Annotated in this window: 14 protein-coding genes; 6 read left to right on the top strand and 8 right to left on the bottom strand. The window is 65.7% G+C overall.

Going from position 1 to position 15,889, the window contains the following annotated elements:
* Positions 1-80: 80 nt before the first annotated feature.
* The 3 genes from BSY18_RS07640 to BSY18_RS07650 all read right to left on the bottom strand — a co-directional run bounded on the left by BSY18_RS07640 (position 81) and on the right by BSY18_RS07650 (position 4,005).
* On the bottom strand, positions 81-1,661 hold the full coding sequence (locus BSY18_RS07640; protein WP_069050195.1) for an aldehyde dehydrogenase (NADP(+)): 1,581 nt from the start codon (positions 1,659-1,661) through the stop codon (positions 81-83).
* Positions 1,662-1,718: 57 nt separating this feature from the next.
* The gene (locus tag BSY18_RS07645) at positions 1,719-2,834 is read right to left on the bottom strand and encodes a glycoside hydrolase family 43 protein (RefSeq protein WP_069050196.1); all 1,116 of its coding nucleotides are present in this window, start codon (positions 2,832-2,834) and stop codon (positions 1,719-1,721) included.
* A gap of 160 nt (positions 2,835-2,994) precedes the next feature.
* Positions 2,995-4,005, bottom strand: coding sequence for a c-type cytochrome (locus BSY18_RS07650; RefSeq protein ID WP_069050197.1), 1,011 nt, complete (start codon positions 4,003-4,005; stop codon positions 2,995-2,997).
* A gap of 367 nt (positions 4,006-4,372) precedes the next feature.
* Here BSY18_RS07650 and BSY18_RS07655 point away from each other — a divergent pair, with 367 nt between their 5' ends.
* From BSY18_RS07655 to BSY18_RS07680, 6 genes are all read left to right on the top strand, one after another.
* On the top strand, positions 4,373-4,948 hold the full coding sequence (locus BSY18_RS07655; RefSeq protein ID WP_069050198.1) for a hypothetical protein: 576 nt from the start codon (positions 4,373-4,375) through the stop codon (positions 4,946-4,948).
* A 189-nt stretch (positions 4,949-5,137) separates the two neighbouring features.
* Positions 5,138-5,617 (top strand): hypothetical protein, encoded by a 480-nt coding sequence (locus BSY18_RS07660; RefSeq protein ID WP_069050199.1) that lies wholly within the window; start codon positions 5,138-5,140, stop codon positions 5,615-5,617.
* A 70-nt stretch (positions 5,618-5,687) separates the two neighbouring features.
* Positions 5,688-6,371 carry a hypothetical protein gene (locus BSY18_RS07665; protein ID WP_069050200.1) on the top strand — a complete coding sequence of 228 codons (684 nt, stop codon included), beginning with the start codon at positions 5,688-5,690 and terminating at the stop codon, positions 6,369-6,371.
* Positions 6,368-6,862, top strand: coding sequence for a hypothetical protein (locus tag BSY18_RS07670; protein ID WP_054134527.1), 495 nt, complete (start codon positions 6,368-6,370; stop codon positions 6,860-6,862). The genes BSY18_RS07665 and BSY18_RS07670 overlap by 4 nt, the downstream gene beginning before the upstream one ends.
* On the top strand, positions 6,859-7,719 hold the full coding sequence (locus BSY18_RS07675) for a hypothetical protein (RefSeq protein WP_069050201.1): 861 nt from the start codon (positions 6,859-6,861) through the stop codon (positions 7,717-7,719). Before BSY18_RS07670 ends, BSY18_RS07675 begins: the two co-directional genes overlap by 4 nt.
* Before the next feature lie 9 nt (positions 7,720-7,728).
* The gene (locus BSY18_RS07680) at positions 7,729-10,032 is read left to right on the top strand and encodes an SdrD B-like domain-containing protein (protein WP_069050202.1); all 2,304 of its coding nucleotides are present in this window, start codon (positions 7,729-7,731) and stop codon (positions 10,030-10,032) included.
* Here the strand turns inward: BSY18_RS07680 and fdhD are convergent.
* From fdhD to BSY18_RS07705, 5 genes are read right to left on the bottom strand one after another with little or no spacing between them, the layout of a single operon-like run.
* Positions 10,019-10,822, bottom strand: coding sequence for a formate dehydrogenase accessory sulfurtransferase FdhD (fdhD, locus tag BSY18_RS07685; RefSeq protein WP_069050203.1), 804 nt, complete (start codon positions 10,820-10,822; stop codon positions 10,019-10,021). The two genes, BSY18_RS07680 and fdhD, sit on opposite strands and share 14 nt — an antisense overlap.
* Complete coding sequence (locus tag BSY18_RS07690) at positions 10,815-11,027, bottom strand: formate dehydrogenase subunit delta (RefSeq protein WP_054134531.1); 213 nt, start codon at positions 11,025-11,027, stop codon at positions 10,815-10,817. Before BSY18_RS07690 ends, fdhD begins: the two co-directional genes overlap by 8 nt.
* Positions 11,024-13,882 carry a formate dehydrogenase subunit alpha gene (gene fdhF, locus BSY18_RS07695; protein ID WP_069050204.1) on the bottom strand — a complete coding sequence of 953 codons (2,859 nt, stop codon included), beginning with the start codon at positions 13,880-13,882 and terminating at the stop codon, positions 11,024-11,026. Before fdhF ends, BSY18_RS07690 begins: the two co-directional genes overlap by 4 nt.
* A gap of 21 nt (positions 13,883-13,903) precedes the next feature.
* Positions 13,904-15,445, bottom strand: coding sequence for an NADH-ubiquinone oxidoreductase-F iron-sulfur binding region domain-containing protein (locus BSY18_RS07700; protein ID WP_069050205.1), 1,542 nt, complete (start codon positions 15,443-15,445; stop codon positions 13,904-13,906).
* Positions 15,442-15,855 (bottom strand): NAD(P)H-dependent oxidoreductase subunit E, encoded by a 414-nt coding sequence (locus BSY18_RS07705; protein WP_069050206.1) that lies wholly within the window; start codon positions 15,853-15,855, stop codon positions 15,442-15,444. Before BSY18_RS07705 ends, BSY18_RS07700 begins: the two co-directional genes overlap by 4 nt.
* Positions 15,856-15,889 lie beyond the last annotated feature (34 nt).

Here is a 15,889-nt window from a genome sequence, read left to right on the forward strand (position 1 = left end):
GTGCGTAGCCCAATGACGACCGGTTAGAAAGATGTCCGCATCCCCCGGCCAGCGTATCGGCCGGGGGATGCAGCCCGCGCCTAGCGCGGCGATCCCTCGCGGATGCCATCGATGCGGCGGGCGAGACCCCAGGGATTGGTCTCGCCGATCGCATTCGGAAGAAGCTCGGGCGGCAGGTTCTGGAACGCCACGGGCCGCAGGAAGCGGTGGATCGCAAGCGTGCCCACCGATGTCGTGCGGCCGTCGCTGGTCGCGGGGAACGGCCCGCCATGCACCATGGCATGGGCCACCTCGACGCCGGTCGGCCAGCCATTGGCAAGCACACGGCCGACCCGGTCCGCCAGCACAGGCAACAGGCGCCGCGCATCGGCAATGTCGGCCTGGTCGAGCTGCAGCGTTGCGGTCAACTGACCTTCCAGGCTGGCTACGACCCGGACGACTTCTGCCAAATCGGCGCAGCGGACGATCACCGAGGACGATCCGAAAACTTCATGCCCCAGCGCCGCATCGGCGAGGAACTGCGCCGCGCTGGTCTGGAAAAGCGCGCCGACGGCCTGGTTCTCGCCGGTGCAGGGCAGACCGCGCGCCACGGTTTCGACCGAATCATGCTGCGCAAGCAGAGCCACGCCCTGTTCGAAGCTGGCGTGGATGCCGGGACTGAGCATGGTGGCAGGCGCGCTGCGCGACAGCGCCTCGCCTGCCGCGGCGACGAAGCCGTCGAGTGCCTCGCCGCCGACCGCGATTACCAGGCCGGGGTTGGTGCAGAACTGCCCTGCCCCCATGGTCAGCGACTGGACGAACCCCTCGGCAAGTGCGGTGCCGCGTGCAGCGAGCGCGGCGGGCATCAGGATCACCGGGTTGATGCTCGACATCTCGGCATAGACGGGGATCGGTTCGGCACGCTCGGCGGCGATGCGCACCAGCGCCAGCCCGCCTCCGCGCGATCCCGTGAAGCCCACAGCCTTGATGCGCGGGTCGCCGACCAGGGCGGCGCCCAGTGCATTGGTCTCACCCGGCAGATAGGAAAAGGTGCCCGCAGGCATCCCGCATTGCGTCACCGCGCTCTGGATCGCGCGCGCGACGAGCTCGCCGGTGCCGGGGTGCGCGGGGTGGCCCTTGACCACCACCGGGCAGCCTGCAGCGAGCGCGGACGCGGTGTCACCGCCCGCCACTGAAAAGGCGAGCGGGAAGTTGGACGCGCCGAACACCGCGACCGGGCCGACGGGAAGGTTCATCCGGCGCAGATCGGGCCGTGGCAGCGGAGCCCGGTCGGGCATCGCCGGGTCGATCGTCGCATCAAGCCAGTCCCCCTGCCGCACGACGCTGGCGAAAAGCCGCAGTTGCCCTGTGGTGCGTCCGCGCTCGCCTTCGAGCCGCGCGCGCGGCAGGCCGCTTTCTTGCATTGCGCGCAAGATCAGATCATCGCCCACTGCCTCGATCGCGCTCGCGATCGCCTCGAGAAACACCGCACGGCTCTCGGGATCGCTTGCGGCATAGCCAGGTGCAGCGGCGGCTGCCAATGCGCACGCTTCGGCGACATCCTCTGCCGTGGCGCTGGAAAATCCGGGTTCGAGCGCAGCACCGGTGGCGGGGTCGTGGCTCTGGAAGCGCGAGGCCGCCTGGCGCTCGGTGTCGCCGATCAGCATGGCACCGTTGATCATGTGTTCTATCTCCAGATTGGATTCTTCAGGTTTTGAGGTCGGCGCGGGGTCCAGCGGCTATTTGAGCATCGGGTTCATCGTCCTGATCGTGCCGTCCTTGTTGTAGAAAAGCTCGGTCACCTTGACGTTGCGCAGCCGGGTGGTGCCGGAAAGCTGGGTGTCGGCATAGAACAGCCACCAGCGGCCGTCCCATTCGACGATCGAATGATGCGATGTCCAACCCTCGACCGGCTCGAGGATACGTCCCTGATAGGTGAACGGCCCATAAGGCGAGGTGCCGGTGGCATAGACGAGATAATGCGTGTCGCCGGTGGAATAGCTCAGATAGTATCTGCCCTGATATTTGTGCATCCAGGCCGCTTCGAAAAATCGCCGGTCGGTATCGCCGCCCAGGATCGGCTTGCCCGCCGCATCGAGGATCAGGACGTCGCGCGGCTTTTCGGCGAACTCCATCATATCATCGGCCATCGCCGCAATCTTGGGCGCAAGCGCGGGCTTGTCGGGCGCTTCCAGATCGGTCTTCGATCCGTCGGGATCATAGCTGCCGGTGACATTGCGCTGGAGCTGCCCGCCCCAGATGCCGCCGAAGATCATATAGGATTTGCCGTCCTCATCGGTGAACACCGCAGGATCAATCGAGAAGCTGCCCTTGATCGGCTGCGGATTGGCCTTGAACGGTCCGGTGGGCGACTTCGATGTCGCAACGCCGATGCGGAATGCGCCCTGTTTGTCCTTGGCGGGGAAATAGAGGAAATAGGTTCCGTTCTTGCGCGCCGCATCGGGGGCCCACATCTGCTTGTCCGCCCAGGGCACGTCCTTGACGTCCAGCGCCACCGGATGCGTCGTCACCTTGCCGCCGATGCTGTCCATGCTGAGCACGCGGTAGTCGCGCATCTCGAAATGCGCGCCCAGATCGTCTTCGGGGGTCGGCCCGTCGATGTCATGGCTGGGATAGACATAGATCTTGCCGTCCCAGACATGCGCCGAGGGGTCTGCGGTGTAGATTTCCGTGACCAAAGGCTGCGAAAGATAACGCGAGGGATCGGCCTTCGCCCGGTCGGTCGCAGGACTTGCCGCGTCGCCCGCAGGGGCAGCCTGCTCGCCTGAACATCCCGCCGTCGTGGCCAGCGCCACCAGTGCGGCGCCCAGCGCCAGCCCGGTCAGTCGTTTCATCGCAATGTCTCCTCTTCCTCATGCCTTGCCGGATCCTGGCTATCGGCCCGCGCGTTACGTTAGCGCTACCATTTCTGGCGCAGGATGCAAGCCGTGCCGGGCACGGCCGCCGGTCATCGGACCAGAAAATCAGTTGAGCGGGTGCCCTGCCGCCCAAATATCAGGGCTTGGCGCTGCTCTTGGCGGGGTTGCGCATCGGGCCAAACGGGCCGAAGCGGTGCTGCTCGCTGGAGAAATCGTCGGCATAGGGGCCATAAGGCGCGTCCACCGGCTTTTCCTCGAGCCGGGGATAATCCCGCTCGAGCCCGGCGCGCTGCGGGCGCGGCTGGCTGTTGATATAGGCGGCGACGTCGAAGGCCTGCTCCTCGGATAGCACCGGCGCCTGCCAGCGGGTGCCAAGCGGCATGTTGCTGCGGATGAAACCGGCAGCGGTGGTGACCCTGCCCATGCCTGCGCCATTGTTGTAGCTATCCGCACCCCAGAGCGGCGGATAGGTATAGCCCTTCGCATCCCCGGGCTTGCCCGCACGCTGCCCTGCGCCATCGCTGCCATGGCAGACCGCGCAATGCTGGGCATAGACCGCCTTGCCGCGCGCCGGATCGGCCGCGCGGGCAAGGTCGGCCAGCTTGACCGACCCGCGCCCCTCGGTCGGCGCGCCCACCGGCCGACCGCTGCTCAGGAATTTGAGATAGGCGACGATCGCCACCATATCCTCGCCGCCTTCAGGTAACGCCTTGCCGTTCATGCTGCGCGTCATGCAGCCGTTGACCCGGTCCTCGATGGTGTTCACGCGGCCCGACCGGCCCCTGTATTGCGGAAAGTCGGCGAACACGCCGACCAGCGGCAGGCCGAACTGCTGGGTGCCCGCCTGCAGATGGCAGCTCTGGCAATTGAGGTTGTTGCCCGACAGCCGCCTTGCAGGGTCCGCCACCTCTGGCCCGATCGCCGCGGCGGTCTGGGCGATCAGATCGCGCCCGTGGCGAACGGTGCGACCCCAGGGATCATCGGGCAGCGCATCGATATCGGGAACGGACCAGGCTGCAGGGGTGGCGGCAGGCTGCCCTGTGTCCGCATCCTTGCTGACCTGAGCATCGGGGCGCAGCGCCATCGCCACAGCGACGCCGGCGGCAAAAACCGCAACCCCCGTAATCGCTTTTGCTGCTGTGCCCATTGCCGATCCCTGCCCCCGATCGCCCGACTCGAAGCCGACTCGGCGGCACCTATTGTCGCAACGACTGTCGACTCGTCACCGCGCATGGTCAAGCGTACGCGGGGTGTTACCCGAGTTGACGTTTGCGTAATCCATTGCGCATGCCCAAAAGTAAATATCTGTCCCATTTTTGGACCCATAGTGGTGCAAAATACCTCGAAAACACCGGGAAACACTAAGCTGAACGAAGCTGGCTAACGCGATCTTAAAACATTGGGACGATCTAGGGCTCCGAGTTTGCCTCACAACTCAAACTACCTATGTCGGAGCACTTACGTTGAAAAAAGAAACGCTATCCCGGGTCGTTTTCTGCCTCGCCGGTCTCACCATGCTGCCTGCCACCGCGCACGCAGAATCCCGCTTTGTCACCGGTACGAGCAGCCCGCTCACGGCGACGGCCAACCTCGATTTCACCATCACCATTCCCAAGTTTGTCTACCTTCGCGTCGGCACCGGGACTTCGATGGCCACCAGCACGACCGTGGACAATCTGGTCTACACCGTGCCTGCCGCCAATGTGGGTGATGGAACCGCGATCTCCGGCACCGGGGGCGACCTCACCGGTGGCCAGGTGACCGCTCGTGTCATGGGCAACAACGGAACGATCGCGTTCAGCTCGTCGACCCTGGGTGCGATGAGCAACGGCGCGGGCGACACGATTTCGTGGTCGCAGATGAACGTCGGCGTGACCACCAACACGTCCGCAACCGCGCTCAGCCATCCCAGCCTGGTCGATGGCAGCACGACAAGCATCAACCTGCCAACCACCAGCGGCACAAAGGTTACCAACCTCGATGCGCGCTGGACCTTCACCTATCGCAACGACAATGTCGTGGCGGCGGGCACCTATGGTGGCGTCAACGCCAACAATGGTCGCGTGACCTACGGCGTTTCGATGCCGTAATCACGCGCTTGAAGGCGCGCTGCCGCACAGCGCCCGTTTACCAGATTTCTACAGGTCTTAAGCCGTCGCAACCAGTATTGCGGCGGCTTTTACCATTTCGCGCAACCAAAATGCTGAACCCGGCGTTGACGTAAATAGTCGATCACGACAAAGTGAATTTTCACGCAAATCGGGACAGCCGGCTGACACATGCAAAAGGGCACGACATTCGCGATCAGCCTCGTGCTTGCCGCCAGTGCCCTGGCCGAATCCGCATATGCCGCCTCGCACTTCGAGACGGGTAAGGAAGCCCCGCTGGCCGCATCGGTGCGGTTGAATTTCACGATCCTGATCCCGGAAATCCTGACCTTGCGGATCGACCCGCGCGACGCCGCTACAGATGCACTTCAATCGCCATGGGCATTGCGTGTTCCCGCCATGGCGGTGCGCGCCGATGGCCTGGAGCCCGATCCCACGACGCTTCCGCGTGTAGTTGCCTCGAGCAATGCCGGAACCCTGGCGACCGGCACCGGCGCCGCTGAATCCACGCATCCGGGCGAAGGCGCGCAGGCCAATCCGCTTGTGCAGGTTTCGCTCGCGCAGCCCGACGATAGGCCGCTTTTGCGCAGCATCGAGCCCACTGTATCTTTAGACACACACTCTGCCGCATTTCTGGTGGCGCTGCCCTGATTTTACTTGGGCGGGCAATGTGATGTGATTATATCCCCCCAAATCGATGTTTCCCCGGGGGGGGAGTATAATGAATTCAAGGCACGTTCCTGCCTTCGCGCATGTCCTGCGCGAAACGGCGCAGCGCTATCCGAAACTCCGTATCGGGGCCGGCATCCTCGCGCTGTCTGCTGCGCTGGTTCCGGCGGCGCCGGCTCATGCCTATACCATCACCATCTCCTCTGGCTCGCGCGCGATCTATCTCCAGGTCGGTCAGGGCGGCTATTCAGGCACGCACTCCAATGGCGGCACCCCCGGCAACAATGGCACGGTAAACACCGTTTCGGTCTCGGTCCCGGCGGGCGTCGTCGCATCGGGAACGGCGCAGCAGATGACCTCCAACAGCACGGTATCGCAAAGCCCGATTGACGGCTTCGTCTTCTGCACCCCTCCCTCGCAGGTCTATATCGGCGCATGGTCGCGACCCGGCGGCACGAGCTCTGGCGTCGCGACGCTCACCGTCACCACGCCCGCCAACCTCACCAGCGGTTCAGACACCATCCCCTTCAGCCAGATCACCTGGACCATGTCGGGTATCGGCGACACCGTCTTCCAGTTCCCCAATGGCAGCTTCACCGGCGGAACCCAGACATTGGCGACCTTCCCGGCGAACACCTGGAAGGAGCAGTGCATGACCTTCCAGTACGCCAACTCGGTGCTTCCGGCGGCGGGAACCTATACCGGCCGCGCGGTCTACACCCTGTCGCTGCCATGATGCGCCTGTTCGCCCTTGCCCTCGCGTGCTGCCTGAGCGCCGCGCTGACCGCCCCTGCGCTTGCGCAGACGGTAGCTGCGCCGGACCCCGGCGTGCGCACCTTCCGCGTCGACGACAGCGGGACGGTGGTGCTCGATCCGTTTCTGGAAATGCAATGGCAGCCAAGCGGGCCTGCCGGCGCATCCAACATCGTGTCGGCGAGCACGCGGGTCAGCGTCCAGCTCAATCTTGCGACCTGGGTCGGCCAGGTGGGCCGCATCTACATGACCCTGCCGCGCTCCAGCGGCCCGACCGTGCGCGCCAGCTGGCGCACCGGTGGCGGCCTGCTGGCGGGATCGCTGATCTCGGGCGAGCGTGCGTTGGTCTATTCCGGCCCGATCGGTTCGCCGATCCTGCGCGATATCATCGACCTCAGGCTCGAGGTGGACAGCGCACGGCTTGCGGGCCCCGAATCCCTGTCGTTCGGCTTTGAGATAGAGTTGGCCCCATGACATCCAGCATCGTGACCGCACCTGCGCGCCGTCTTGTTTTCCTTGCTTTCGCAATCGTTTGTTGGCTGGCGCCGCTGCCTGCCCAGGCGGGGGACTTCGCTCTGTCGCTCGCCCCGCCCAGATTTGAACTGGCCGCCAATCCCGGGCAGACCGTGCGCGGCGTCGCCGAACTGGCCAATGCCGCCGACACCGCCGCCGACCTCCGCTTCGAAACCGCCGAATGGGATCTGACCCCCGATGGCGGCGTGGTGCTGGGTAACTCGCTCAAGCCCGATTCCTGCCGCCCATGGGTGTCGATCGAGCGCCGCCAGACCGTACTGCAGGCCAAGGGCCAGCTGCGCTATCGCTTCGAGGTAACCCCACCTGCCGATACGCCGCCGATGGAGTGTCGCTTTGCCATCGTGATCTCGAGCAACGAACAGCGCCTGTCGCCGGCGGATGGTGTGAGCGTGCCGGTGGTCGCCCAGCTGGCGCTGATCGTTTATGTGACGGTGGGCGACATCAAGCCCAATCTGCGCATCGTGAAGGTGGACGTCGCCGACATCAACGGCACGCCGACACCAGTGCTGATGGTCGAGAACACCGGACTTGCGCATGGCCGCCTGTCCGCGTTTCTGCGCGGCAAGGATGCCAAGGGCGTCCTGCGCGAGTTCGCCCCCGCCACGCTGCCGATCCTGCCCGGAGAAACCCGGCGTATCGCACTCAACGTCGACAAGGGCGGCGACGCGATCGAGGCGCGCGAGCGGCCAGAACAGCCGGGTCGAGAGGCCGATCCGATCGCGTTCCCCCTGACGATAAGCGGCACGATCAATGATTCCGTGAGCTCATTCCAGTTCGACGGTGTGTTCGAACCCTGATGCCACACGATGCGCGGTGACCGATCGGCATATCCTGCACGCGGGCGGCTGCTGCGACCGGCGCTGACGCTGATCGCAAGCGTCGCAGCGTCGAGTCCGCCGCTGCTCGCGCAGACGGCACAGGAAAGCGCGCCCGACGAAGGCGCCGCGGACCAAGCCTATGTCGACCGGCTGATCGATGGCGGCGCCCTGCCTGAACAGACCAAGGCGGGCGAGGACAGCAACATCAATCGCAAGGGCAACCTGCGCTCGCTGGTGGTCGAACTGGGCGGTTCGCGCATCGTGCCCAAGGCCCGGATCGAGGGGCTCGATGTCTCCGCATTCGATCAGGTGCAGGAAGAGCTCGGGCTCACGGTTTCGGGCCGCTACCAGACGATAAACTACGGCATGCTGGGCATCGACGCGCAGCTGCGCACCGGCACCGCGGCGCGCGCCTTCACCGCCTCGCAGGGCAGCGGCTTCAACGGCGCGCTCACCCTGTCCAGCACTGGCCTGCCTCTCGACAATGGCTGGGTGATTGACAGCAGCGTGGGCAATGTCGCCACGCAATCGATCGACCTGCTGCGCCGCCAGCAGCGGTTCTTCATCCCGACATCCCCGTTGCTCGGCGGATCGGTGCAGTTCAACAGCTTTGCCCCGCTCTCGGTGCTCACCGCAGGGCTCGATCTGGAGCCTGTTGCCAGCTTCAATCTGGCGGTGGGTGAGCCCGGGCTGCTGGGCGGCATCCGACTGGGCAATTTTTCCAGCCTGTCGGGCCTCAGCATGACCGCAGGCGGCCAGGCCGATGTGGGTCCGGGCGTATCGCTGGGCTTTCAGGCCATCGCGGTCGATGACAGCCGCGATCCTTTTGCGATCATTCTGGCCACCGGCCCGTCGCAAGGCCAGGACCGCCTTTCGTCGCAAGGCGCGCTGGCCAGCGTAAAGGTCGAGAGGGATGGCTTCCAGCTGCAGGCCAACACCATCTGGTCGAACCTCAGCGGCAACCCGGACCCCAATTTCGTGTTCCGCGAGACCGGCAAAGCGGGCGGTTTCTGGCTGGACGCAAGCCTGCGCCGGGGCCGCGCGGCGCATAGCGGCGGCTTCTATTACTTCGATCCCGGGCTGGCCTGGGGCACAGCGGCGATCGTCAACAACGCCTATGGCGCCTATTACCGATTTTCGGTTTCGTCGCAGCGCTGGCGCTGGACGGCGAGCGTGGATGCGGTGGTATCGGTCAACGGGCAAAGCTCCAGCGGCATCCTGGCCAATGTCGATGTCCGGCGGCAGTTGACCTTCCGCATGGCAGCGGGGCTCAACACCACGCTGCGGGTCGCCAACGGCCAGACCGCCAGCCAGCTGCTGGCATTTTTCGATCTGGCCTCCGATGTCGGAACCACCCGCATCGAGGCAGGGTGGAGCCACGATCCAGCATCGGACTTCTACCGCATCGGATGGAACCAGAACTGGACGCTCCCGGCCTGGCTTCCCTCGGGCAGCAGGCTGAGCACCCAGCTGTCGTTCGATCACCGCCGGATGCTGCAGCAAGCGATCGTGCCGGGCGATCCTGCCGGGGTCGAACGCGGCAACAGCATCGGCATCGGCATCAGCGGCGGCGCCAACCCGTTCACCGGTATCACCGTCGATGCGACGCTTGCCTATCGCAGCAACGCCAGCCGCTCGGCCCAGTCGCTGTTCGGCCCGGTCGATTCGACCGGAGGCGTGCTCGATGTGCTGGCATCGCAGCAGGACCAGGCGTTCTCGGCGACGCTGGTGGCCACCGCGCGGCTGTCGTCGAGCTGGACGCTGACCGCATCGTTCACCGATACGCGCTCGAGCCTGCTCAGTCGCAACGGGCTGATCGGCCAGGCGACCTCTCCGCTGGGCTTCACGCCCGACGAGATCGCCCGCATCCAGCGCAGCTCGTTCCGCCTGCAGGCCGGATCGATCTCGCTGCAATATGTGTTCTCCGGCGGGCGGGCGCAGGGCGTGCTGGGGCGGCCCGAATATCCGGTGGGGGGGACGGGATCGCTGCGGGGCCGCGTGTTCCTGGATGCCAACGCCAATGGCGTGCGCGATGCCGACGAGCGCGGCGTGCCCGATATCATCGTCATTCTCGATGGCCTGCAGGCGGTGCGCACCGATGGGATGGGGCTCTACCGGTTCGATGGCGTCATCGACGGTCGTCACCAGGTAACGGTCAACGCGGATGCGCTGCCTTTGCCCTGGTCCATTGTCTCCGACCCCGCCACCAGTCGCAACGGCAACTATGCCGCAGCCATCGCCATGCAGGTGCGATCGGTGACCGAACTCGATATCCCGGCTATTCGCGAGTGAGCGGCTGACCCATTTCGAGCAGGCTGTCGTGCCGCGCGAGGCTGACCAGCCTCAGCCCATGCGCCGCGGCCTGATCGGCTGCGAGCGTCGATGCAGCTGAGATCGTCACCAGCAACGGCGCCCCTGCAATCACCGCCTTTTGCACCAGCTCGAAGCTGCACCGCGCGGTGAGCAGGATGAAATGGTCGCCGACGTTCAACCCCTGGCGCGCCGTGGCACCGAGCAATTTGTCGAGCGCATTGTGCCGGCCGATATCCTCTCGCACCAGCAGGATACTGCCATCGGCTGCGCACAACGCCGCAGCGTGCGCCGCGCGCGTTACCTTGCCCAGGATTTGCCAATCGCCCAGCGCACCTGCCGCGCGGAACATGGCAGCGGGTTCAACGTCCAGCGTCGCTGCAACCCGGGCCAGCGGACGCATCACCTGTTCCAGGCTTTCGATCCCGCACAGCCCGCAGCTCCCCTCGGCCAGCCGCAACCGCGCCCGCTCGATCAGCGGCGCAGCGTTGGCGACCGCGAGCTGCACGCGCAGCACCCATCCACCCGCCTCGACCGGCGCGGCAAAGGCCGACACCATCTCGGCCGGTGATGCTATCAACTGTTCGGACAGGCAAAAGCCCATCGCATAGTCTTTCAGATCCGATGGCGTCGCCATCATCACCGCATAGCCGAGCCCATTGATCTCGATCGCGATCGGCGCTTCCTCCACAAGAGCACGCTCAATATCGCGCGGGGGCGATCCATCCGCGAAATGCTCGCGCAGGCCAAATGGTCGCGCGCCTTCAACCATGCGTTGGTTCGAGGCCTGCGATCGCCGCTGCTGCGACCGGCTCGAGCGCAGCATCGCTCTGACGGCGCAGTCCATCGATCATCCGGGGGTTCCAATAGGCGCGGATATGCGCGGCCACCGCGCCGACCGGATCCTCGTCTAGCGCGAGATTGCGCGCGATCTGGTTGGCCATGTGGACCAGCTTGTCATCGGTATACGCACTCACTCGGCGGGCTCCATCGCGCTGTCATGGCCTGCAATGCGGCGCGATTGCGTCGCCTGCGCCTCATAGGCCTCCTGCCAGTCGCTGGGTCCGTTACTAGGCGCGACCTGCACCGCCGTCACCTTGTATTCCGGGCAATTGGTCGCCCAGTCGGAAAAGTCGGTGGTCACCACATTGGCCTGCGTCGCGGGGTGGTGGAAGGTGGTGTAGACCACACCCGGCGCGACACGGTCGGTCACCACCACCCGCAGCGTCGTTTCGCCCGAACGGCTGGCGAGCCGCGCCCAGTCGCCGGTGCCCAGCCCGCGGTTCTCGGCATCGACCGGGTGCATCTCGAGCACGTCCTCCCTGTGCCACACGGTGTTGGCGGTGCGCCGGGTCTGCGCGCCGACATTGTACTGGCTCAAGGTCCGCCCGGTCGTGAGCAGCAGCGGAAAGCGCGGGCCGGTACGCTCGTCGGTGGGCACATAATCGGTGACCACGAACCGTCCCTTGCCGCGCACGAAGCCATCGACATGCATGATCGGGCTGCCATCGGGCGCAGCCTCGTTCACCGGCCATTGCAGCGAGCCTTCGGCATCCAGACGGTCGTAGTTGACCCCTGCAAAGCTGGGAGTCAGCCGCGCGATCTCGTCCATGATCTCGGACGGGTGGGTGTAGTTCCAGTCCAGCCCGATCGCGCGCGCGAGTTCCTGCGTCACCTGCCAGTCCTCGAGGCCATTCAATGGCTCCATTACCTTGCGCACCGGCTGAATGCGGCGCTCGGCGTTGGTGAAGGTGCCGTTCTTCTCGAGGAAGGTCGATCCGGGCAGGAAGACATGCGCGTAATTGGCGGTCTCGTTGAGGAACAGGTCGTGGACGATCACGCAGTCCATCGCTGCCAGGCCTGCCGCAACATGATGCGTGTCCGGGTCGGACTGCAAGATATCCTCGCCCTGGATGTAGATCGCCTTGAACGTGCCGTCGGTTGCGGCATCGAGCATGTTGGGGATGCGCAGGCCCGGCTCCGGATCGATCGCAACGCCCCATTCGGCCTCGAACAGCGCGCGCGCCGCGGGATCGGAGACGTGCCGGTAGCCTGAAAGCTCGTGCGGGAAGCTGCCCATGTCGCACGCGCCCTGGACGTTGTTCTGCCCGCGCAACGGGTTCACGCCCACGCCGGACCGCCCGATATTGCCCGTCGCCATCGCCAGGTTGGCAATCGCCATCACGGTGGACGAGCCCTGCGAATGCTCGGTAACTCCCAGCCCGTAATAGATCGCGCCGTTGCCGCCGGTGGCAAAAAGCCGCGCCGCACCGCGCACCGTCTCGGCATCGACCCCGGTGACGGCCGCAAGGAATTCGGGGCTATGACGCTCCTCGGCAACGAACTCGGCCCAATGGCTGTATTCGTCCCAGTCGCAGCGCTCGCGGATGAACGCATCGTCGGCCAGTCCTTCGGTGACGATGACGTGCGCGATGGCGGTCAGGATAGCCACATTGGTTCCCGGGCGCAGCGGCAGATGATAGTCCGCCGCGATGTGCGGCGAGCGCACCAGATCGGTGCGCCGCGGATCGATGACGATCAGCCTCGCGCCTGCGCGCAACCGCTTCTTCATCCGGCTGGCGAACACCGGATGGCCGTCGGTAGGGTTGGCGCCGATCACCAGAATGACGTCGCTGTGCTCCACACTGTCGAAATCCTGCGTCCCGGCAGAGGTTCCGAAGGTGGTCTTGAGCCCATAGCCGGTGGGCGAGTGGCAGACCCGCGCGCAGGTATCGACGTTGTTGGTGCCGAAGCCTGCGCGGATCAGCTTCTGCACCAGAAACGTCTCTTCATTGGTGCAGCGGCTGGAGGTGATTCCGCCCAGCGCGTTGCGGCCATAAGTGTCGCGGATAGTGTTGAGGCGCGCGGCGGCATAGCCCAAAGCCTCGTCCCAGCTGACCTCGCGCCAGGGCTGGTCGATGGTCTCGCGGATCATCGGTTTCAGGATGCGTTCCTGGTGCTGGGCATAACCCCAGGCGAAGCGTCCCTTGACGCAGCTGTGGCCGCGATTGGCCTTGCCATCCTTCCATGGCACCATCCGCACCAATTGCTCTCCGCGCATCTCGGCGCGGAAGGTGCAGCCGACGCCGCAATAGGCGCAGGTGGTGACGACCGAGCGCTCGGGCTTGCCGATAGCCTTGACCGTCTTTTCCTGCAGGCTGGCGGTCGGGCACGCCTGGACGCACGCGCCGCACGAGACGCATTCGGAGGACAGGAAGCTGTCCGAGGCCAGCCCGGCGGACACCTTGCTGGCAAAGCCGCGCCCATCGATGGTCAGCGCGAGCGTGCCCTGCACCTCGTCGCAGGCGCGCACGCAGCGCGAGCAGGTGATGCACTTGGCCGGATCGAAATCGAAATAGGGATTGGAGGTATCGACCGGCGCTTCGAGATGGTTGGCGCCTTCATAGCCATAACGCACATCGCGCAGGCCGACCGCGGCGGCCTGGTCCTGCAGCTCGCAGTCATTGTTGGCGCTGCAGGTCAGGCAATCGAGCGGGTGGTCGGAGATATACAGCTCCATCACCCCGCGCCGCAGCTTCTCGAGCCGCGGTGTCTGGGTGTGGACGGTCATCCCGTCGACGACCGGGGTGGTGCAGCTTGCCGGCGTCCCGCGCATCCCGTCGATCTCGACCAGGCACAGCCGGCACGATCCGAACTGCTTGAGATTGTCGGTCGCGCAGAGCTTGGGGATCGATCCGCCCGCCAGCGCGGCAGCACGCATCACAGTGGTACCCGCCGGAACGGTGACTGCGCGGCCGTCGATCAGGCAGGCGACTTGGGTGTCGCTCGCCACCAAAGGCGTGCCCAGATCGGTCTGCCGTTCATAGCCCATGGCTGCACTCCTGGAAGCTGGTCATTCCGCCGCCACCTGCTGCTGAGGCTCGGCGCCGAAATCTTCGGGAAAGTGGCGCAGCGCCGATAGCACCGGATAGGGCGTGAACCCGCCCAGCGCACACAGCGATCCGAACTTCATCGTCTCGCACAGATCCTCGATCAGCGCGATCTCGTCCGAAAGAGTGCGGGGAGCCTTGGCGGCGTTTCGCATCTGCGGCAGATGCTCGACCGGGTCGGCGGCGCGGCCCGAGCGGCTGCGGATGCGGTCCATCACCTCGACCCCGCGTACCGCGCCGATGCGGCACGGCGTGCACTTGCCGCAGCTCTCGGCTGCGCAGAACGCGAACGCGAACCGCGCCTGCGCGCTCATGTCGGCGGTGTCGTCGAACACGGTGATCCCGGCATGACCGATCAGCGCGTCGGCGGCGGCGAAGGATTCATAATCGAACGGCAGATGGAATTCCGATGGCGGATGATAAGCACCCAGTGGCCCGCCAACCTGCACCGCGCGCACCGGGCGCCCCGAGGCCGTGCCGCCGCCGATATCCTGGACCAGTTCGCCCAAGGTGATGCCAAAGCCGATCTCGAACAGCCCGCCATGGCGGATGTTGCCCGCGAGCTGGAACGGCATGGTGCCGCGCGAGTGACCGAAGCCGATGTCCGCATAGGCTTGCGCCCCATTCGCAAGGATAAACGGCACCGCCGCCAGCGTCAGGACATTGTTGACGACGGTGGGCTTGCCGAACAGCCCTTCGAGCGCGGGAAGCGGCGGCTTGGCTCGCACCTCGCCGCGCTTGCCCTCGAGCGAATTGAGCAACGAGGTTTCCTCGCCGCAGACATAGGCACCCGCCCCAACGCGGACCTCCAACACGAAGGGGGCGATCAGCTCTGCGCTCAGCGCCACCGCCGCTTCCATCTTGGCGATGGCGTGGGGATATTCGCTGCGGATATAGACATAGCCCCTGTGCGCGCCGACCGCGTGCGCGGCGATTGCCATGCCCTCGATCAGCATGAACGGGTCGCCCTCCATAACCATGCGATCGGCAAAAGTCGCGCTGTCGCCTTCGTCAGCGTTGCACACGATGTATTTGAGCGCGCCCGACGCGTTCGCGACGGTCTGCCACTTGATCCCGGCGGGGAAACCCGCACCGCCGCGTCCACGCAAGCCCGAGCGGGTGACCGTGTCGATCGTCGCCTCCGGCCCGATCGAGCGCGCCCGCTCCAGCCCGTGCCAGCCGCCGTGCGCGGCATAGTCCTCAAGGCTCAATGGCCGGGTCTTGCCCGCCCGCGCGAAGGTGAAACGCTGCTGCCGGGCGATGAAGGGGTGATCTTCGATTGCGCCCAAGGCCTTGGGCGAGCTGCCCGCAAGCACTGCAGCCACGTCGCCGGGCGCAAGCGGACCGAAGCCCATCCCGTCGATCTCGGCGAGCGGCTCGAGCCAGTGCATCCCCCAGGACGACACCCGCTCCACGATGCAGCCAGCCTCGGCAAAGGCCCGCGCCACGGCATCTGCCCCGCACGCGATCGCCAGCGCATCGTCGGATATCCGCACCAGCGTCATGCCATGTCCGCCATCAACTGGCCCAGCCGCGCCGCATCCAGCCGCGCGTGGAGCGTATCGCCCACCATCGCGTTGGGGCCGACGCTGCAAAGGCCAAGGCAATAGACCGTCTCGACCTTCACACCCGCAACATCGGGCAGATCGCGCACCAGCGCCTCGACCCCGCGCGCCTGGCAGGCTTCGGCGCGGCAGAGCTTGACCACCCTGCGCGGCTCGGGCGCGGAGTGGAAATCATGGTAGAAGCTGACCACGCCGTGCACCTCGGCGCGGCTGAGGTTGAGTGCCTGCGCGATCGTGCGCACCGCCTCTTCGGGGACATGGCCCAGCGCCGCCTGCACATCGTGCAGGATCGGAAGCAACGGCCCTTCACGGCCCGCATGGGCGGCGATGATAGTCTCGATCCGTGTCATGACCGCGCAACGATGCGAGCGCAGCCCGATCGGG

Source organism: Blastomonas sp. RAC04, from assembly GCF_001713435.1.
GTDB classification, from domain to species: Bacteria; Pseudomonadota; Alphaproteobacteria; order Sphingomonadales; family Sphingomonadaceae; genus Blastomonas; species Blastomonas fulva.